21 protein-coding genes are annotated in these 19,708 nt (G+C 62.9%); 4 read left to right on the plus strand and 17 right to left on the minus strand.

The annotated features are described in order from the left end of the window. The first annotated feature begins 377 nt into the window (after window positions 1-377). Both BMY98_RS23865 and BMY98_RS23870 read left to right on the plus strand, forming a co-directional pair. On the plus strand, window positions 378-1,244 hold the full coding sequence (locus tag BMY98_RS23865; protein WP_074892852.1) for an ion transporter: 867 nt from the start codon (window positions 378-380) through the stop codon (window positions 1,242-1,244). A gap of 134 nt (window positions 1,245-1,378) precedes the next feature. Further along, window positions 1,379-2,380, plus strand: coding sequence for a sulfate ABC transporter substrate-binding protein (locus tag BMY98_RS23870; protein WP_074892854.1), 1,002 nt, complete (start codon window positions 1,379-1,381; stop codon window positions 2,378-2,380). Between the two features lie 920 nt (window positions 2,381-3,300). Here the strand turns inward: BMY98_RS23870 and BMY98_RS23875 are convergent. The 10 genes from BMY98_RS23875 to ccmA all read right to left on the minus strand — a co-directional run bounded on the left by BMY98_RS23875 (window position 3,301) and on the right by ccmA (window position 10,899). Next, window positions 3,301-3,717: a hypothetical protein gene (locus BMY98_RS23875; RefSeq protein WP_074892856.1), complete on the minus strand. Its 417-nt coding sequence runs from the start codon at window positions 3,715-3,717 to the stop codon at window positions 3,301-3,303. Between the two features lie 30 nt (window positions 3,718-3,747). Continuing rightward, complete coding sequence (gene ccmI, locus BMY98_RS23880) at window positions 3,748-4,953, minus strand: c-type cytochrome biogenesis protein CcmI (RefSeq protein ID WP_074892858.1); 1,206 nt, start codon at window positions 4,951-4,953, stop codon at window positions 3,748-3,750. Continuing rightward, window positions 4,950-5,411 (minus strand): cytochrome c-type biogenesis protein, encoded by a 462-nt coding sequence (locus tag BMY98_RS23885; RefSeq protein ID WP_074892860.1) that lies wholly within the window; start codon window positions 5,409-5,411, stop codon window positions 4,950-4,952. The genes ccmI and BMY98_RS23885 overlap by 4 nt, the downstream gene beginning before the upstream one ends. A gap of 71 nt (window positions 5,412-5,482) precedes the next feature. Further along, window positions 5,483-6,019 (minus strand): DsbE family thiol:disulfide interchange protein, encoded by a 537-nt coding sequence (locus BMY98_RS23890; RefSeq protein ID WP_074892862.1) that lies wholly within the window; start codon window positions 6,017-6,019, stop codon window positions 5,483-5,485. Next, the gene (locus BMY98_RS23895; RefSeq protein ID WP_074892864.1) at window positions 6,016-7,989 is read right to left on the minus strand and encodes a heme lyase CcmF/NrfE family subunit; all 1,974 of its coding nucleotides are present in this window, start codon (window positions 7,987-7,989) and stop codon (window positions 6,016-6,018) included. The genes BMY98_RS23890 and BMY98_RS23895 overlap by 4 nt, the downstream gene beginning before the upstream one ends. Before the next feature lie 3 nt (window positions 7,990-7,992). Then, window positions 7,993-8,466, minus strand: a complete 474-nt coding sequence (gene ccmE, locus BMY98_RS23900) for a cytochrome c maturation protein CcmE (protein ID WP_074892866.1) — start codon at window positions 8,464-8,466, stop codon at window positions 7,993-7,995. Further along, window positions 8,463-8,639, minus strand: coding sequence for a heme exporter protein CcmD (gene ccmD / locus BMY98_RS23905; protein WP_074892868.1), 177 nt, complete (start codon window positions 8,637-8,639; stop codon window positions 8,463-8,465). The genes ccmE and ccmD overlap by 4 nt, the downstream gene beginning before the upstream one ends. Next, a complete protein-coding gene (locus BMY98_RS23910; protein WP_245760113.1) occupies window positions 8,636-9,445 on the minus strand; it encodes a heme ABC transporter permease in 810 nt (269 codons plus the stop codon). The genes ccmD and BMY98_RS23910 overlap by 4 nt, the downstream gene beginning before the upstream one ends. 150 nt (window positions 9,446-9,595) lie before the next feature. Further along, window positions 9,596-10,267, minus strand: a complete 672-nt coding sequence (gene ccmB, locus BMY98_RS23915) for a heme exporter protein CcmB (RefSeq protein WP_074892913.1) — start codon at window positions 10,265-10,267, stop codon at window positions 9,596-9,598. Further along, window positions 10,264-10,899, minus strand: coding sequence for a cytochrome c biogenesis heme-transporting ATPase CcmA (gene ccmA, locus BMY98_RS23920; protein WP_074892870.1), 636 nt, complete (start codon window positions 10,897-10,899; stop codon window positions 10,264-10,266). The genes ccmB and ccmA overlap by 4 nt, the downstream gene beginning before the upstream one ends. Window positions 10,900-11,062: 163 nt before the next feature. Here ccmA and fliK point away from each other — a divergent pair, with 163 nt between their 5' ends. Both fliK and BMY98_RS23930 read left to right on the plus strand, forming a co-directional pair. After that, entirely contained in the window at window positions 11,063-12,694 is a 1,632-nt protein-coding gene (gene fliK / locus BMY98_RS23925) for a flagellar hook-length control protein FliK (protein ID WP_074892872.1), read from the plus strand. Further along, entirely contained in the window at window positions 12,694-13,014 is a 321-nt protein-coding gene (locus BMY98_RS23930) for an EscU/YscU/HrcU family type III secretion system export apparatus switch protein (RefSeq protein ID WP_074892874.1), read from the plus strand. The genes fliK and BMY98_RS23930 overlap by 1 nt, the downstream gene beginning before the upstream one ends. An 828-nt stretch (window positions 13,015-13,842) precedes the next feature. Here the strand turns inward: BMY98_RS23930 and BMY98_RS23935 are convergent. From BMY98_RS23935 to BMY98_RS23965, 7 genes are all read right to left on the minus strand, one after another. After that, on the minus strand, window positions 13,843-14,241 hold the full coding sequence (locus BMY98_RS23935) for a DUF2802 domain-containing protein (protein WP_074892877.1): 399 nt from the start codon (window positions 14,239-14,241) through the stop codon (window positions 13,843-13,845). Beyond that, window positions 14,242-14,721 carry a chemotaxis protein CheW gene (locus BMY98_RS23940; RefSeq protein WP_065987319.1) on the minus strand — a complete coding sequence of 160 codons (480 nt, stop codon included), beginning with the start codon at window positions 14,719-14,721 and terminating at the stop codon, window positions 14,242-14,244. A gap of 84 nt (window positions 14,722-14,805) precedes the next feature. Then, window positions 14,806-15,744, minus strand: coding sequence for a CheW domain-containing protein (locus BMY98_RS23945; RefSeq protein WP_074892879.1), 939 nt, complete (start codon window positions 15,742-15,744; stop codon window positions 14,806-14,808). Between the two features lie 113 nt (window positions 15,745-15,857). Continuing rightward, window positions 15,858-16,646 (minus strand): ParA family protein, encoded by a 789-nt coding sequence (locus BMY98_RS23950; RefSeq protein ID WP_074892881.1) that lies wholly within the window; start codon window positions 16,644-16,646, stop codon window positions 15,858-15,860. Between the two features lie 37 nt (window positions 16,647-16,683). Continuing rightward, on the minus strand, window positions 16,684-17,565 hold the full coding sequence (gene motD, locus BMY98_RS23955) for a flagellar motor protein MotD (RefSeq protein WP_074892883.1): 882 nt from the start codon (window positions 17,563-17,565) through the stop codon (window positions 16,684-16,686). Between the two features lie 7 nt (window positions 17,566-17,572). Continuing rightward, window positions 17,573-18,313, minus strand: coding sequence for a flagellar motor protein (locus BMY98_RS23960; protein ID WP_074892885.1), 741 nt, complete (start codon window positions 18,311-18,313; stop codon window positions 17,573-17,575). Continuing rightward, window positions 18,313-19,467: a protein-glutamate methylesterase/protein-glutamine glutaminase gene (locus BMY98_RS23965; protein WP_074892887.1), complete on the minus strand. Its 1,155-nt coding sequence runs from the start codon at window positions 19,465-19,467 to the stop codon at window positions 18,313-18,315. Before BMY98_RS23965 ends, BMY98_RS23960 begins: the two co-directional genes overlap by 1 nt. Between the last annotated feature and the right edge of the window lie 241 nt (window positions 19,468-19,708).

Below are 19,708 nucleotides of genomic sequence, written 5' to 3' on the forward strand. Positions count from 1 at the left end.
GTGTGTTCGCCATCAGATTTGCGGTGTAACGACCGACGCCTTCCCGGCTGAAGCCGGTCCCACTGTTTGACCGCATATCCATAGTGGGACCGGCTTTAGCCGGGAAGAGGCCGGTGTGTTCGCCATCGGATTTGCGGTGTAACGACCGACGCCTTCCTGGCTAAAGCCAGTCTCACTGTTTGACCGCGTATCCATAGTGGGACCGGCTTTAGCCGGTAAGAGGCCGGTGTGCTCGCCATCAGATGTGCGGTGTGACGACTGACGCCTTCCCGGCTAAAGCCGGTCCCACATGGGTACGCGGTGCACTCAGCGATGACAGGTTGCGCTCCTGAGCGCTTTGTCCCACGCTCTGCCGACCTTGCACGCGGAACGACCCCATGGACAGCAACATCAGCTGGCGCGAACAGCTACGCATCATCGTTTTTCAGAGTGACACCAAACCCGGCCGACGCTTCGACAAAATCCTGCTGGTGCTCATCCTTTTCAGCCTGCTCGTGGCGATCATCGACAGCATCGAGGCCGTGCACCGCAATTACGCCGCGCCGCTGGCCTGGATCGAGTGGACCCTCACCTTCATCTTCGCGGTCGAGTACCTGCTGCGCCTGTACTGCTCGCCCAAACCCCTCAAGTACGCCTTCAGCTTCTACGGCCTGATCGACCTGCTGGCCATCGTGCCGGGCATCCTGGCGATCTATTACAGCGACGCTCAGTACCTGCTGATCGTCCGAGTGGTGCGGATGCTGCGGATCTTCCGTGTGCTCAAGCTCAGCCCCTACCTGAAACAGGCCAACTACCTGCTCGCTGCGCTGCGGGGCAGCAAACAGAAGATCATCGTGTTTCTGGCCACCGTGTCGACGCTGGTGACGGTGTTCGGCACCCTGATGTACGTCGTCGAAGGCCCGGAGCACGGCTTCACCAGCATTCCCAAAGGCATCTACTGGGCGATCGTCACCCTGACCACGGTGGGCTTTGGCGACATCGTGCCGAAGACGCCGCTCGGGCAAATCCTGTCGTCGCTGGTGATGATCACCGGTTACTCGATCATCGCCGTGCCCACCGGGATTTTCACCGCCGAACTGGCCAACGCGATGCGCGGCGATCAGCTGCAGCACGACTGCCCGGTCTGCGCCAAGAACGCCCATGAACCCAACGCGGCGTTCTGTTCGCGGTGCGGCAATGCGCTGTTTCCCAAGCTCGGCGCGGTCGCCGCACCGGCCGATGCGCAAGGCGGCATAAGCACATGAGTTTTTGATCTATTGGGCCGCTGGCGACTTTGGTTATAGTCGCCAGCCATTGGCCCTCTCGTCTGGTTATAACAACGGCTCTTTCAAGAGCGACCCGATAAACGCCTCATGCTCAACGCCACAAGGAATTCACAGTGAAAAAAATCTTCGCCGCTTCCCTGCTCGCCGCAGGACTGGCGCTGGGCAGCGCTGCACAGGCCGCCGCGCCATCGCTGCTCAACGTGTCGTATGACGTGATGCGCGACTTCTACAAGGACTACAACGCCGCATTCCAGAAGCACTGGAACGCCGAGCACCAGGAAACCCCGACGATTCAGATGTCCTACGGCGGATCGAGCAAACAGGCCCGTTCAGTGATCGATGGCCTGCCCGCCGATGTCATCACCATGAACATGGCCACCGACATCAACGCGCTGGCGGACAACGGCAAACTGGTGCCGGATAACTGGGTCACCCGCCTGCCGAACAACAGCGCTCCGTTTACTTCGGCCACGGTGTTCATCGTGCGCAAGGGCAACCCCAAGGCGCTGAAGGACTGGCCGGACCTGGTCAAGGACGGCGTTGAAGTGGTGGTGCCCAATCCGAAGACTTCCGGCAACGGGCGCTATACCTACCTCTCGGCCTGGGGCTACACGCTGAAGAACGGCGGGGATGAAGCGGCGGCGAAGAAATTCGTCGGCGAGCTGTTCAGCCACGTGCCCGTGCTCGACACCGGCGGCCGTGGCGCGACCACCACGTTCATGACCAACCACATCGGCGACGTGCTGGTGACCTTCGAAAACGAAGCGGAAATGATCGCCCGGGAGTTTGGTCGCGATCAGTTCGAAGTGGTGTACCCGAGCGTCTCCGCTGAAGCTGAGCCGCCTGTGAGCGTTGTGGACAAGGTGGTGGACAAGAAAGGCACCCGCGCGGTGGCCGAGGAATACCTGAAGTACCTGTGGTCCCCTGAAGGACAGGAAATCGCTGCCGCCAACTACCTGCGCCCACGGGATCCGGCGGTGCTGGCCAAGTACACCGACCGCTTCCCGAAAGTGGACTTCCTGTCAGTGGAAAAAACCTTCGGCGACTGGCGCACGGTGCAGAAAACTCACTTCAATGATGGTGGGGTGTTTGATCAGATCTATCCGGCGAAATAAGGCCCCCGGCTTAGTAGCCAAGATCAATAGCGTCTGCCTAGGGGCAGACGTTTCGCCTTCGGCGAGTTACTTGGAAAAGCCCCAAGTAACCAAGGGTGCTTGCTCCTGGTTGGGCCCTTCCTTCGTCAGGGTTCCTTCACTCCGGTCTTGCTCCGTTGGCCCGCGCCGAACGGACATCCCTGTCCTGACGGCGCTCTCGCCGCATCCCTGCGGCTCGGCCCACTGCGCAAAACCTGCGTTCAGCCTGCACCCAAGTCGCGATAGGTGTCGCCTGAGCGTTATGTGTTGAAGATCAAGATCAACAGCTTCCCGGCTAAAGCCGGTCCCACTAACAGACCTCAGGCGTAGGATCGGCTTGATCGTTCCCACGCTCCGCGTGGGAATGCATCCCATGACGCTCCGCGTCACCTCCCCACGCCAGAAAGCGCAGCGTACGCGGAGCGTCCGGGGGCGGTGTTACCACGCGGAGCGTGGGAACGATCAAGATTGATGGTGAGCAAACCGGCCTCTTCCCGGCTGAAGCCGGTCCCACTAACAGCAGCGCGTGCACCCAGTAGGACCGGCTTCAGCCGGGAAGCTTTTGATCTGCTTTTGATCTTCGAACGCGACAGCCCAGACGACACCCATCGCGACTTGGGTGCAGGCCGAACGCAGACGACGCGGAGTGGGCCGAGCGGCATGGATGCCGCGAGAGCGCCGCTAGGACATGGATGTCCGTTCGGCGCGGGCCCACGGAGCGTCGTCGGAGTGAGGGTATTCCGACGCAGGAGGAACCCAACCAGGAGCAAGCACCCTTGGTTACTTGGGGTGCTTTTCCAAGTAACTCGCCGAAGGCGAAACGGTCTGCCCTTAGGCAGACGCCCTTGATCTTGATCTTGATCTTGATCTTGATCCCGGCGTACTACGCCCCACCGCCTACCTCAGTTCCCGAACTGTTTGCTCAACCCCGGCGGCACACCGCTGGCATCGGTCTCCTGCCACGGCCCGCTTGGCGAAGTCGACCAGGTCCAGCCGTCATTCCAGCGGTAGTAAGTTCGCTGGCGATAGAACGTGTTCGGCACGTTATCCAGCACATGCACACCCAGGCGCGCATCCCAATGGCTGTTGCCACCCGGCGGCGGAGCGAAGTGCGAAGAGGTTTTCGGGCCCGGTGCAGGGATCGGCATAGACGGCGGCGTCTCTGGCGCTGTGCGCGGAGTGCCGGGCTGCGGGGTCGGCGACGGGCCGGGAACGGTCGGGATCGGTTCGGAGCTCTGCGGCCCTGGATGCTGCACCGCACAGGCTGCGGTCAATCCCACCACCAGACTCAACAAGGCAAAACGGGCGACGCGATACATAAGGGCTCTCTACTCGCTGCGTTAACGGGATTACTGATCGGGGCTGTCGATGGTCAGGGATTGCAGCGCCGTCACATTGCTCGGCAACGGCTGGCTGCGGCCGATCCATTCCCCCGCCGTCGGCTGACCGGCACGGGACACCCGGGCCACGAGTTGGACTTCGGCAAAGTTCGACAGTTTCAGCTGCGGCATCATCGCGTCGGCGTCAGTCAGCTCGACCTCCACCGGCAAGTCAGCCACGGTCACGCGCTTGACCGCCAGCGGCGCCGGCGGACCCGACACCGCGCGGGCAAACACAAACACTGTGTCGCCCGGCTGGACCTTGGCTTTCAACGCCTCCGACAGCGTGACACGCACCTTCATGCGCGCGCCCTGCACCGCCACCGGCGGGGGGTTTTCCAGCGTGCCGCCGCTTTGCACCACCTTGTCTCTGGCGCGTTTGATACCGCCTTCCAGCGCCCCACGGGAAGGATCGTCTTGCGGCAACACGGCCAACAGACGCGTCCAGTAACTCACCGCCTGATCAAACTGCTGGCTTTCGAAGGCGTTGATGCCCATCAGGCCCAGACTGGTGACTTCCTTGGGATTGAGCTTCAGCGCTTCTTCGGCAATCCCCTGAATCTGCGGGGTCCAAGCCTTGTTAGCGGCGAAGTACAACGCCTGGGCCCACTGCCCCAGCAGTTCGGGCTGACGACCGGCCAGCTTGGCCGCACGCTCGAACATCCGCGCGGCATCGGCCGGGCGATCCTGGGCCATGTAGGTCCGCGCTAGGAAGTACGCGCTCTCGGCGGAATCCGGTTGCGCCTTCACCGCACGCTCCAGCCGCTCGGTCATCTGCGCCAGCGAGCCCGGCGGTTGGGAGAACTCCCGGGTCAGCTCAACCTTGTCCGACGCGCCGAAATGCAGATACAGACCCAACGCCAACACCGGCACCAGAATCGCGGCGAGCAATGGCAGCGGCTTGCCCAGGCGGCTCACCCGCTCGGCGCCCACCCCTTCGGTGTCGGCGAGCAGTTCGCGCGCGGCCTCGGCCCGACCGCCGTCCAGTTGCGCCGACGAGAGCACGCCCTCCTCCTGCTGCGCTTGCAACTCGGCGATGCGCTCCTGATACAAGGCGACGTTAAGGGCGGTGCGATCTTCCTCAGTCTGCGCGCGACGGCCGCGCAACACCGGGATCAGCAGGAAACTCAGGGCCACCAGCAGCAACAGGCCGGCGGCCATCCAGAAATCAATCATTCGCGGTTTTTATCCAGCAAGTGGGCGAGGCGCTGACGCTCCTCGTCTGAGAGCACATCGGCGTCTTCGCGGCTTGTGCGACGACGGCGCACGACGATCACACCAATCAACACCGCGCCGCCCAGCAGCAAGCCGGCCGGACCGAACCAGAGCAGCCAGGTGTGGGCATTGAGCTCGGGCTTGTAGCGCACGAACTCGCCGTAGCGATCAACCATGAAATCGATGATCTGCTGATTGCTCTGGCCTTCGCCGAGCATGCGGTAGATCTCTTTGCGCAGGTCGGCCGCGATGGGTGCGTTGGAATCAGCGATGTCCTGGTTCTGGCATTTCGGACAGCGCAGCTCACGGGTCAGCTCGGTGTAGCGGGCCCGCTCGGCGTCGTCCTTGAAGGTGTAGGCATCAATCGCAGCCTGGGCCACACCTGCAAAACCCAGCGCCAATACCGCAGCGGCAGCCAATCGCCGTGCCCCTCGTAGGAGCGCGCTTGCCCGCGAAGAGGCCCGACCAGCCGCCACATCATCGCGCCTGATCATTCTCTGCCCTCATCCACCAGCGCCTGATACTGGCCCGCCAGCTTCTCGCGCCAGACTGTCTGGTCGATCACACCCACATGCTTGTAGCGAATGACGCCCTTGGCATCAATCAAGAAGGTCTCCGGCGCGCCATAGACACCCAGATTCAAACCCAGGCTACCGGCCTCATCATTGATGTTCAGCTGATAGGGATCGTGAAATTCTTTGAGCCACTTCTGCGCCTCGGCGTTCACGTCCTTGTAGTTGACGCCGTAAATCACCACGCCCTGCTCCGCCAGTTTGGTCAGCACAGGATGCTCGACCCGGCAGGCCACGCACCAGGTGCCCCAGACGTTGACCAGTGCCGGTTTGCCCAGCAGGTCGGCGCGAGTCAGCGGCTTGCCATCCTGCACGGCGGGCAAGTTGAATTCAGGAAATGGTTTGCCAATCAGCGCCGACGGCAGTTCCGACGGATCCAGATACAAACCTCGGTACAGCAAACCCGCCATGCCGAGAAACAGCACCAGCGGGATCAGCAACATCCAGCGCTTCATACCGCCGCCCCCGTCATGCCCAGTGCGTCGCGCACTTTCGCGCGGACCTTGACGCGATAACGTTTGTCCAGCGCCGCCAGCAGCCCGCCCAGTGCGGTGATCAGGCCGCCGAACCAGATCCAGCGCACGAACGGCTTGACGTGGACACGCACCGCCCATGCGCCGTTTTCCAGCGGTTCGCCCAGCGCCACATAGAGATCGCGGGTGAAACCGGCGTCGATACCGGCCTCGGTCATCATCGAGCGCTGTACGGTGTACAGGCGTTTTTCCGGGTGCAACACGGTGATTTCCTTGCCGTCTTCCAGCACGCGAAGGGTGCCGCGATCGGAGGTGAAATTCGGACCCTGATAATGCTGGGCACCCTCGAACACGAACATGTATCCGCCCAGTTCCACCGATTCTCCGGGGGCCATGCGCAGGTCACGTTCGGCGCTGTTCTGGCTGGACAACACCACGCCCAGCGCCAGCACCGCGATACCGAGGTGCGCCACTTGCATGCCCCAGTAACTGCGGGTCAACGAGCGCATGCCCTTGAGCAAGCCTTTGTGCCGCGTCTTGTCGAACAGGTCGCGCACACCGGCCAGCAATACCCAGGCCGCTAGCAAACAGGTGGCAAGCACGGCCCAGTGGAAGTCGGCCATGGCGAAACCGGCGATAACTGCCAGCACCGCGCTGCCGACCAATACCGGCGCGAGCATGCTCAACAGCCACTTGACCGGCGTGTCCTTCCAGCGCACCAGCACGCCCACCGCCATGACGGCCATGAGCAAGCCCATCAGGGGCACGAACAGCGCGTTGAAATACGGCGGGCCGACGGACATCTTCGCCCCGCTCAACGCATCCAGCACCAGCGGGTAGAGCGTGCCGAGCAGAATCATCGACGCCGCCACCACCAGCACCAGGTTATTGCCCAGCAGCAAGGTTTCCCGCGACCACAGGCCAAAGCCGACGTGGCTTTTCACCACCGGCGCGCGGAGGGCGAACAGGGTCAGCGAGCCGCCCACCACCATCAGCAGGAAGATCAAAATGAAGACGCCACGGGCCGGGTCGGAAGCGAAAGCATGCACCGACGTCAGCACGCCGGAACGCACAAGGAAGGTGCCGAGCAGGCTCAACGAAAACGCCGCGATGGCCAGCAGCACGGTCCAGCTCTTGAACACGCCGCGCTTTTCGGTGACCGCCAGCGAGTGAATCAGCGCCGTGCCCACCAGCCACGGCATGAACGAGGCATTTTCCACCGGGTCCCAGAACCACCAGCCGCCCCAGCCGAGTTCGTAATAGGCCCACCACGAACCCAGGGTGATGCCGACGCCGAGAAAGGCCCAGGCGACGATGGTCCACGGCCGCGACCAGCGCGCCCATGCCGCATCAAGCCGACCGCCGAGCAGCGCAGCGATGGCGAAAGCAAACGCCACCGAGAACCCGACGTACCCCATGTACAGCATCGGCGGGTGGACGATCAGCCCAATGTCCTGCAGCAATGGATTAAGGTCACGCCCGTCCTGGGGAACCTGCGGCAGGATGCGGCTGAACGGGTTGGAGGTGAGGATCAGAAACAGCAGAAAGCCGACGCTGATCATGCCCATCACCGCCAGCACGCGGGCGAGCATGACCTGGGGCAACTGCCGGGAAAAGATCGACACGGCGAAGGTCCAGCCGCCGAGGATCAGCGCCCAGAGCAGCAACGAGCCTTCGTGTGCGCCCCAGACGGCGCTGAATTTGTAGTACCACGGCAGCGCGCTGTTGGAGTTCTCGGCGACGTAGGCCACGGAAAAATCGTCGACCATGAACGAGTGGGTCAGGCAGCCAAAGGCAAACACCAGGAAAGCAAACTGCCCCCAGGCGGCGGGCTGCGCCAGGCTCATCCACAGACGGTCGCCGCGCCAGGCGCCCATCAGCGGCACGATGGCCTGCACGATGGCGAAGCAGAGGGCCAAAATCATGGCCAGATGGCCGAGTTCGGGAATCATGATTTACCCCTGTTTTTCCGGGAGAGCGGCGGGCGTGGCAGCGGGCGCGGGCTGGCCGCTGTCTTTCAGCGCTTTGGCGACTTCCGGCGGCATGTATTTCTCATCGTGTTTGGCCAGCACTTCGTCGGCGACGACCACGCCGTCACTATTGAGCTTGCCGAGGGCGACAATGCCCTGCCCTTCGCGGAACAGGTCCGGAAGGATGCCGCGATAAGTGATGGGCACCGACTTGTTGAAATCGGTGACGGCAAAGGTGACATCCAGCGAATCCGACGAGCGCTGCAGCGAACCCTGTACCACCATGCCGCCGGCGCGAATCCGCGTGTCACGGGGGGCTTCGCCGCTGGCGATCTGGGTCGGGGTGTAGAACAGATTGATGTTTTCCTTCAGCGCGCTGAGGGCAAGGCTGACCGCAATGCCGACCCCGGCGAGGATCGCCAGGATGATCAACAGGCGCTTTTTTCGCAGCGGATTCACGTATTGCTCTCCCGGCGCAGACGGCGCGCCTCTTGTTGCAGGTAACGCCGACGCGCTAAAACCGGTGCCAGGACGTTGATCGCCAGCACGATGAAACAGATGCCATAAGCCGACCAGACGTAGAGCCCGTGCTTGCCCATGGCGAGAAAATCGCTAAAAGATTCGAAGCTCATCGTTCGGCTCCGTGGCGAGGCGACGCTGTGTGGCCAAAGCGCTTCATTAATATATCTTTGACCCAACCGGCCCGGGCCTCGCGCTTGAGCACGTCCAGGCGCATGCGCATCAGCAGCACCGCCCCGAAGAAGCAGTAAAACCCCAGCACGGTGAACAGCAGCGGCAGCCACATTTCAGCGGGCATGGCCGGCTTTTCCGTCAGACTGAAGGTCGCGCCCTGGTGCAGGGTGCTCCACCACTCCACCGAGTATTTGATGATCGGGATGTTGATCACCCCGACAATGGCCAGCACAGCGCAGGCCTTGGCGGCGCTGTCGCGGTTGGTGATCGCGTTGCCCAAAGCGATCAGGCCGAAATACAGAAACAGCAGGATCAGCATCGAGGTCAGCCGCGCGTCCCAGACCCACCACGAACCCCACGTCGGCTTGCCCCAGATCGCGCCGGTGACCAAGGCCAGGGCGGTCATCCACGCACCAATGGGCGCCGCGCATTGCAGGGCGACGTCGGCCATTTTCATCTTCCAGACCAGCCCGACCACGCCGCACACGGCCATCATCACGTAACAGGACTGGGCCAGCATCGCCGCCGGCACGTGGATATAAATGATGCGAAAACTGTTGCCTTGCTGGTAGTCCGGCGGCGCGAACGCCAGGCCCCAGATCACGCCGATGGCGATCAGCAACGCCGCAGCGATGCTCAGCAACGGCAGCAGACGGCCGCTGATGCCGTAAAACCATTTGGGCGAACCGAGTTTGTGGAACCAGGTCCAACTCAGGCCGCGTTTAGCCTTGGCGCTTGTGTTCATCACGCTGCCTTTTCATTACGGTGCTTTTCATCACGGTGCTAGTTATCACAGTGCGTCTCAACCAGAGGCGCTGTCAGGGCAAGGCGCTTCTTATGGCTGAAGCGTCCGGGACCTGTCGACGGAAAATCTGTCCGCGCGGTCAGGGTGCGATTATTCGCCAACGCTGATCTTCAAACCAGCGGCAATTGCAAAGGGCGTCAGGGTTACCGCAAGTGCGGCAAGGCTGCCAAGCCAAAGCAGATAACCGGTCGCGGGCATGCCCTCAAGGGCAGCCTGCAAGGCGCCGCTGCCGAGAATCAGCACCGGGATGTACAGCGGCAGAATCAACAACGCCAGCAGCAGACCGCCGCGCTTGAGCCCTACGGTCAACGCGGCGCCCACCGCGCCGAGCAGGCTCAGCACCGGTGTGCCCAGCAGCAGCGACAGCAGCAGCACCGGCAAACACGCGGTGGGCAGGCCGAGCATCAGCGCCAGCAGCGGGGACAACAGGATCAGTGCCAGCCCGGAAAAGACCCAGTGCGCCAGGACCTTCGCCAACACCAGCAACGCCAGCGGTTGCGACGACAACACCCATTGTTCGAGGGAGCCGTCTTCGAAATCGCTGCGGAACAGGCCGTCCAGCGACAGCAGCACGGACAACAGCGCGGCCACCCACACCAACCCTGGCGACAGGCGCTGCAGCAGTTGCGTGTCAGGGCCGACGGCCAGGGGAAACAGCGCGATGACGATGGCGAAGAACACCAGCGGGTTGAGCAGTTCGGCCGGGCGCCGAAACAGCAGGCGCGCTTCGCGGGCGATCAACAGGGTGAACACGTGACTCATGCCGCCCACTGCCCCAGGTCCAGATCGCGATAACCCGAAGGCGTGCGGCTCAGCGTGTGGTGCGTGGTCAGCACCACGGCGCCGCCGTTTTCACAGTGCGCCGCCAGGTGCGCTTCGAGTTGCGCCACGCCCTGCTTGTCCAGCGCGGTGAAGGGTTCGTCGAGCATCCACAGACCGGGCCCGGGCAAATACAGGCGGGCCAGTGCCACGCGACGCCGTTGACCGGCCGACAACGTATGGCACGGCACGTCTTCAAAGCCGCGCAGGCCGACCGCTTCGAGGGCGCGCCAGATGTCGGCGGTCTCTACGGGGGTGTGCAGCGCGCAGAGCCAGGCGAGGTTTTCCAGAGGCGTAAGCACGTCCTTGATGCCGGCGGCGTGGCCGATCCACAGCAGGTGGCGGGTCAATTCGCTGCGCTGGCTGGGGAGAGGTGTACCGTCCAGAAGCACGTTGCCGGCGGTGGGCTGCATCAGCCCGCACAACAGGCGCAGCAGGCTGGTTTTGCCGCTGCCGTTGGGGCCGCTGATCTGCACCATGTCGCCCGCGCTCAGCCGCAATTCGAGATCTTCGAACAGCAGGCGCCCGTCACGCTCGCAAGTCAGCGCCACGGCTTCAAGAACGGGGATCGACATGGGGACCTTCTTTTCAGTTGCAGCGGTACACGGCGGTTCAAGTCGGGATCATGACGGCCGTTATACTGATGCAGCTTAACGGTAGACCGCCGACGAAGTCGGTGCCGGATTATACATACCCGGACCCGCCACCCAGAGCGCAAATTTACCGAGTCGGGATCTGATGACAGGCGATATACCCAATCTTGCTCCAGTAACAGTGGCCACGGCCCTGCTGCGCGCCGGCGTGCCGGCGGGCGAAGTGCTCAAGCTGATGGAGCCGCGCGAAGGGCTGCTGAACTCGGGTCAGGTGGCCAGCGCTGAAGTGGTGAGCCTCAAGCAGTTGGGGCAGGACTTTCAACTGCTGCTCAAACTAACTATGGACAACGGTCGGCAAACCACCCTCCCCGTCAGCAGTTCGCTGCCGCTGACGCCGGGCACCAGCGTCAATGTCGCCCAGGGTTCGGCCGACACGCTGACCATTAGCGTGCAGGACCTGCAGAAAGCCGCCACCAACAGCCTGACCAGCATCGACACGCGGCAATTGCCCGCTGGCACGCTGGTGCAAGGCAAGGTGCTGACCACGCAGGTGGCGGCGCAGAACGTCGCGCAGTTGGCGGGGCAATCCCCCGGGCAATCGTCGGGCGGGGCGCAGCTGACCAATTACCGCTCTATCGTCATCCTGCTCAACACGGCCCTGGCCGGCACCAGCCTGACCGTCGACAGCCCGCAGCCGTTGCGGGTCGGCAGTCTGCTCAGCGCCCAGGTGCAGAACAGTCAGGCGCTGAATTTCGTCGCCCTGCCCAATCGTCTGGACGAACTGGCCCTGGCGCAGCAGTTATCGACCCAGCAAAGCCGTCAGGGCTCGCTGCAGGGCCTGATCGCCGCGTTGCAGAACATGCCGCCGCCGGCTGCCGATGGCGATAACCTTTCGCCGGCGCTGAGGGCGAGCATTGTGCAACTGTTGGCCGACCTGCCGGACGTCCCGCAGATGACCACCTCCAAGGGCGTCGCCCAGGCGCTGAACGCCAGCGGGCTGTTCATGGAGTCGCGCTTGCTCGCCGGGCTGAACCCGACGCTGGTGCCGGACATGAAGGCCAACTTGCTGCGGCTGGTCACACAACTCCTGCCGGGGCTGCCGGGCAACGTCAGTTATGACGCCGCTGCCGCCGGCAATACCCTGGCGCGGGCCATGCCCAGCGTCTTGCGCAGCGCCTTCGGCACCTTGGGGCTGGTGGCGCCGCCGAGCGATCCGATCAACTTCCCGTTACCACCGCGCACCCTCGGCCATCCGCAAAGCAAAGACGATCTGGAGATGCTGCTGAAGCTGGCGGCGGGCGCGATTTCGCGCCTGCAGAGCCATCAGTTGGGCGGGCTGGAGCAGACCCGCACCCACGCCGACGGCACACAGGTGACCACTTGGCAGCTGGAGATCCCGATGCGCAACGCCCACGACATCGTGCCGTTGCAGGTCAAGGTTCAGCGCGAGGACACGCCCGAGCGCGACGAGCATGCCGATGCGCCGGCGCAGGAAGCCAGGGAGCGAGAAAAGCTCTGGCGGCTGGAGCTGGCGTTTGATCTTGAGCCTCTTGGTCCGTTGCACGTGCAGGCGCAACTGATTGCCGGGAGCATCGCCAGCCAGTTATGGGCTGAACGCGAAGGCAGCGCCGAGTTGATTTCCAGCGAACTGGGCAATCTGCGTGAGCGCCTGGTGGCGTGTGGTTTGAACGTCAAGGAGCTGGAATGCAACCGTGGCGTGCCGCCCCAGGGCCCGCGCGCCGTGCTCGAACAACGCTGGATCGACGAGAACGCCTGATGAGCAAATCCGAGCAGACACCGCGTCAGGCCATTGCCCTCAGCTACGACGGCCATCAGGCCCCGACGCTGACGGCCAAGGGCGATGACAGCCTGGCGGAAGCCATTCTGGCGATCGCCCGCGAGTACAAAGTCCCGATCTACGAAAACGCAGAACTGGTGAAAATGCTCGCCCGCCTCGAACTGGGCGATAGCATTCCCCAAGAGCTGTACCTGACCATCGCCGAAATCATCGCGTTTGCCTGGCATCTCAAGGGCAAGTTTCCGGTGGGGTTCGACCCGGATGCCGGCCCGGTGGAGCGGGATATCACGCCGCGTTGATTCAGCCTCTACCGCTCATGGAAACAACGCCAATGACCCTGTGGACGCGAATCTAGTGTAGGAGCGCGCTTGCCCGCGAAGCCGTAGGCACGGGCGATAAATATGCGTCGGATGTACTGGCCTCTTCGCGGGCAAGGTGGAGCGCCACCCCGGTCTCTCCTACACGGGTCAGCGGCACATCATGAATCCTTGTGTCGCACGCACTGGCCTCTTCCCGGCTAAAGCCGGTCCCACTGACACACCGCGTAACTGGGTGGGACCGGCTTCAGCCGGGAAGGCGTCGGGTATCAAGACGCAGGGCTAATGCCACACACCAGATGCGGCATTCCAAAATGCAGGAGCGCGCTTGCCCGCGAAGGCGTAGGCACCGGCGATAAATATGCGTCGGATGTACTGGCCTCTTCGCGGGCAAGGTGGAGCGCCACCCCGGTCGCTCCTACACGGGTCAGCGGCACATCATGGATCCTTGTGTCGCGCGCACTGACCTCTTCCCGGCTAAAGCCGGTCCCACTGACACACCGCGTAACTGGGTAGGACCGGCTTCAGCCGGGAAGGCGTCGGGTATCAAGACGCAGGGCTAATGCCATACACCAGATGCGGCATTCCAAAATGTAGGGGCGCGCTTGCCCGCGAAGACGGCGGAACGGCTGCCGCTGAATGACTGACTCACCGCGATCAGTGTAGGAGCCGGCTTGCTGGCGAACGCGTCGTGTCAGTCGCCGAGCAGGTCACAGGAAAACCGCATTCGCCAGCAAGCCGGCTCCCACGGATTTTGCAGGCGGTCGGGACTACCCAGACGCTGCAAAACCCGGTGCAGGAGCACGCTTTCTACCGATTACCGCCATGCATCTTGGTCATCAGCTGCGCTTCGGCCTGGGTCAGGCCGCAGGATTGGGTGAGTTCGTCGATGCTGGCGCCCATGCCGACCAGGCGCGCGGCCTGGGCGAAGGACAGTGTCGAGGGATCGCGCTGCTCAAGGGCAGTGATCTTGTCCGGCAGCAGTGCGACCATGGAACGCAACTCGTGCAGTTCCTCGCCCATTCTCACCGTACCGCCCTGGTAATTTTCAAGGCGCCGGGCCAGTTCGCGGATGCGCTGATCACGCAGCGAATCCGCCTCCAGCTGCTGCGTGGCCTGGATGCGCAAGCGCTTGGTGTGGGCCATGAACATCGCGACGCTCGCGACCCACAACACCGCCAGAAAAATGACCGCCACATCAAGAATCAATCAGATGTTCTCCAGCTCGGACCACTCTTCCTCGGACATCATCTTGTCCAGCTCCACAAGGATCAGCAGTTCGCCGTTCTTGTTGCACACGCCCTGGATGAATTTGGCGGACTCGTCGTTGCCCACGTTCGGCGCGGTTTCGACTTCCGACTGACGCAGGTAAACCACTTCAGCCACGCTATCGACCAGGATCCCGACCACTTGCTTGTCGGCCTCGATGATCACGATACGCGTGTTGTCGCTGACTTCAACCGGCGGCAGACCAAAGCGCTGACGGGTGTCGATGACGGTGACGACGTTACCGCGCAGGTTGATGATCCCCAGTACGTAGCTTGGCGCGCCCGGGACCGGTGCGATCTCGGTGTAGCGCAGCACTTCCTGAACCTGCATCACGTTGATGCCGTACGACTCGTTGTCCAGGCGGAAGGTGACCCATTGCAGAATCGGATCTTCGGAACCCTGTGCTGACGACTTCTTCATACCCCTAACCCCTTGCGTGTTGTGCCGTGCGGTCGACGATTCGTACGCCGGCCTGTGTTTATGTGATGTTCTTTATGACTGATGCTAGTTGAGCTTGTGCATCTGCTTGACCGCACCACTGGCGATCAGCTCGGCCAGCTCGGAAACGTCCAGCAGCGCACACATGTGCTCGATCACCGTCCCGGCAAGCCAGGGCCGCTGACCACGATGGGTGCGCCATTTGATTTCATTGGGGTCCAGGCGCAACGAGCGGCTGACCTGATGCACCGCCAGCCCCCATTCGTAGCCCTGAACCGAGATCACGTATTGCAGGCCCTGACGAAAATCGTCGCGGTACCGGTCCGGCATGATCCAGCGCGCGGTGTCCAGCACCTTCAGGTTGCCCGCCTGGCTGGGCAGGATCCCGAGAAACCAGTCCGGTTGACCGAACAGCGGCGTCAAATCATGGCCCGCCAGCGGGTAAATCGAGCCGAGGCATACCAGCGGCACCGCCAGGGTCAGACCCGCGACGTCGAACAGCAGGCATTCAAACGGCTCGGCAGCCCAGGCCGGACGCCCGTCGCCGGTGGGCGGAGGCGTCGGTGTGCGCTGGGCAGACAGATGCACATCAACCACCGGCTCGACCAGGGCCACCGGTGGCTCTTCCACCACCCGAGCCTCAACAATCGGTTCCGGCTCAGGGACAAGCACCGGCGGCAGAATCACCGGTGGCATCACCGGGCGTTCCATCACCCGCGCCGCAGCCGGTTCAGGCTGGGGCGACCAAGCGAGCGAAACAGGCGCAGGCCGGCTCATGGGAGCGGGTTGCGGCGCGGGCACAGCAGCAGGCAACGCAGCAGCGACAGCCGCCGCTACTGCGCAACGCATGCGTGCGTCATGGGCCTGCTCTTCGAGCACGGCCGCTTGAAATTCATCGACGGACTCGACGACCTGCAACTCCTCGGTCGCGTCAAACAGCAACGCGTCCAGGTAGTTCTGCAGCGCCAGTTGTGGTCGTGAAGCGATGTCCAGGGGGCGGTTCATACGGGAGCCCGAAAAGTAGTGATGCGATTACCGCCTGATACAGATATCGGCTGCATAGCCGATGGACTTGAGCGTGCAGGCGCGCCGCTCGACAAATAATGATCAGCGGCCACTCAGGCCACCTGCCCGACAAGCTGTTCGGTGAGCATGTGTTTGAGCAACGCACGGTAGGCCAGCACGCCACGGCTCTTGTTGTCGAACTGCGAAGGCGTCACGCCGGCGCGGCTGGCATCGCGCAATCGCGTGTCCACCGGAATGAACGCATTCCAGACGTGCTCCGGGTAACTGTCGCGAAGCAGCTTGAGGGTGCTCATCGATGCCTGGGTGCGGCGGTCGAACAGTGTCGGGACGATGGTGTACGGCAGCGGCACCTTGCGCGAACGGTTGATCATCGCCAGCGTATTGACCATGCGCTCCAGGCCCTTCACCGCAAGGAACTCAGTCTGCACCGGGATCGCCAGTTGCTGGCTCGCCGCCAGGGCGTTGACCATCAACACGCCAAGCAACGGCGGGCTGTCGATGATCGCGTAATCGAAGTCCTGCCACAGCTGCGCCAGACTCTTGGCAATCACCAGCCCAAGCCCGCTCTGCCCCGGCGACTGGCGCTCAAGGGTGGCCAGTGCGGTGCTCGACGGCAGCAGGGAAATGCGTTTATCGCTGGTCGGCAGCAGCAGTTGGCCCGGCAAGCCTTCGGGCACCACGCCCTTGTTGAGGAACAGGTCGAAGCTGCTGTGTTCCAGCGTATCGGGGTCTTGCCCGAAATAGCTGGTCATCGAGCCATGGGGATCGAGATCCACCACGACCACACGCTTGCCCGCCTCTGCCAGCAAGCCGGCTAAAGCGATGGAGGTGGTGGTCTTGCCGACCCCGCCTTTCTGATTGGCTACTGCCCAGACTCTCATGTACTCGTTTTCCCCCCGACCAAAGCGACGACCGGGTTTAAGGGGCAGATGACGAAGATTTGACGCCTTGCGGCGGCTTGGACGGGACCGGTGCAGTTTGTGTGCCAGCACGGCGCAGCGCAGCATCCGGTTTTGCGTTGGCCGTGGCGCCCGAGCCCGTGAGGCTGCGGCGCACGTCCAGGTTGCGCGAGATCACCAGCACCACGCGACGGTTGCGCGCGCGGCCATCGGCGGTGGCGTTGGAGGTCAGCGGCTGGAATTCGCCGTAACCCACCGAAGCCAGCCGCGCCGGGTTGATCCCGTCCATGGCCAGCATGCGCACGATGCTCGATGAACGCGCCGACGACAGCTCCCAGTTGGTCGGGAACTGCCCGGTGTTGATCGGCTGGTTATCAGTGAAGCCTTCGACATGTACCGGGTTGTCGAACGGCTTGATGATTTTCGCGACCTTGTCGATCAGGTCGAACGCCTGATTGCTTGGCATCGCGTCGCCGCTGCCAAACAGCAGGCTGGAATTGAGCTCGATCTCGATCCACAGCTCATTGCCGCGCACGGTCATCTGCTTGGAGGCGATGAGGTCGCCGAACGCCGCGTTGACGTCATCGGCAATCGATTTCAGCGGGTCGTCGGCGGCCTGCCCCAGCGCGGCGTCGGTCTGCTCGCTGTCCTGAACCAGCGGGTCGGCAGGTCGAACGGTCTGCGGTTTCTGCTCGCCAATGGGGATCGGCTTGACGCTGCGCTCAGGCTCGTTGAAGACCCCGACCAGCGCCTCGGAGAGCACCTTGTATTTGCCTTCGTTCAGCGACGAGATGGAATACATGACCACGAAAAAAGCGAACAGCAAGGTGATGAAGTCCGCGTAGGACACCAGCCAGCGTTCGTGATTTTCGTGCTCTTCCTGGCGACGTCGGCGGGCCATCAGTCCATCACTCCATGAAGCCTTGCAGCTTCAGCTCGATCGACCGCGGGTTCTCGCCTTCGGCAATCGACAGCAAGCCTTCGAGGAGCATTTCCCGGTAGCGCGACTGGCGGATCGCCACGGCCTTGAGCTTGTTCGCCACCGGCAGAAGAATCATGTTGGCAGAGGCCACGCCATAAATGGTCGCCACGAACGCAACGGCAATGCCGCTGCCCAGCTGATTGGGATCGGCGAGGTTACCCATCACGTGGATCAGGCCCATGACCGCGCCGATGATGCCGACCGTCGGCGCATAGCCGCCCATGCTTTCGTAGACTTTTGCAGCCTGAATGTCGCGGCTCTCCTGGGTGATGAAATCCACCTCCAGAATGCCGCGAATGGCCGCAGGCTCGGCGCCGTCGACCAGCAGTTGCAGGCCTTTGCGCGAATAGGCATCGGGCTCGGAGTCAGCCACGGCTTCGAGGCCAAGCAGGCCCTCTTTGCGCGCGGTGAGGCTCCAGGACACGACGCGATCAATACCGCCCGCCAGATCGATGCGTGGCGGAAACAGAATCCAGATGAAGATCTGCATCGCCCGCTTGAACGCGCTCATCGGCGTCTGCAGAAGGCAGGCCGCCAACGTACCGCCCAGCACGATCAGCGCCGCCGGGCCGTTGAGCAATGCGCCCAGATGGCCGCCTTCAAGGAAGTTGCCACCGATGATCGCGACGAACGCCAGAATGATCCCTATAAGCGTCAAGACATCCATCAGCTGCACGCCTCAACCAGGTGGCGCCCGATGTCGTCCAGGCTGTAGACGGCGTCGGCCAGTTCGGCTTTGACGATCGCCATGGGCATGCCGTAGATCACGCAGCTGGCTTCGTCCTGCGCCCAGATCTGGCTGCCGCTCTGTTTGAGCAGACGCGCGCCTTCACGGCCGTCAGCGCCCATCCCGGTGAGGACGACGGCTAGGACTTTGTCGCTGTAGGACTTTGCCGCCGAGCCGAACGTGATGTCGACGCATGGCTTGTAGTTCAAACGCTCGTCGCCCGGCAGGATTTTCACCGCGCCGCGACCGTCGACCATCATCTGCTTGCCGCCAGGCGCCAGCAGCGCCAGACCGGGACGCAGCATGTCGCCGTCTTCGGCTTCCTTGACGGTAATTCGGCAAAGCTTGTCGAGGCGCTCGGCGAAGGCTTTGGTGAACGCGGCCGGCATGTGCTGGATCAGCACGATGGGCGCCGGGAAGTTGGCCGGGAGTTGGGTCAGCACCCGCTGCAAGGCCACCGGGCCACCGGTAGACGTGCCGATCGCGACCAGTTTGTAGGCCTTGCGCTTGGGCACACCCGATGACGTTGGCGCGTGCTGATGGGACGCCGACGCGGTGGCGCGGGCAGGCGCAGGGGCTGGCGCCGAACGTGACACGCTCGGAGCGGCAGACGTGCTGCGCGGTGCAGTCGGTGCGGCAGACGGTGCCGGTGCCGACGTTGCAGCAGACGTGCTGGCGTAACCGCCGAAACGACGGTTGCTGCGGGAGATGCTGTGTACTTTCTCGCACAGCATCTGTTTGACCTTCTCGGGATTACGCGAGATGTCTTCGAAATTTTTCGGCAGGAAATCCACCGCACCGGCGTCCAGCGCATCGAGGGTGACTCGCGCGCCTTCGTGGGTCAGGGAGGAAAACATCAATACCGGAGTCGGACAGCGCTGCATGATGTGACGGACCGCGGTGATGCCATCCATCATCGGCATTTCGTAGTCCATGGTGATCACGTCAGGCTTGAGGGCCAGGGCTTGTTCAATGGCTTCCTTGCCATTGGTGGCGGTACCGACCACCTGGATCGTCGGATCTGAAGAGAGAATTTCCGAGACACGACGTCGGAAAAAACCCGAATCGTCCACGACGAGAACCTTGACTGCCATAAACACTCCAAAGAGCGCGCGCCACCCTGCGGGTCGGCGCGCCCTGAATCACGTAGCTTGGGTCACATTGGCGATAAGGGGCAGGCCAGTGGGACCGGTTTTCGCGCTTAAAACAGGACCCGCGGGACCTGTAGGACCTATACCTGTAGGACCGGCTTTAGCCGGGAACCCGTCGGATGTCACACCGAGAAATCCACGGTGTATATACCGGCCCTTTCCCGGCTAAAGCCGGTCCTACTCA

It is taken from the genome of Pseudomonas graminis (assembly GCF_900111735.1).
GTDB classification, from domain to species: Bacteria; Pseudomonadota; Gammaproteobacteria; order Pseudomonadales; family Pseudomonadaceae; genus Aquipseudomonas; species Aquipseudomonas graminis.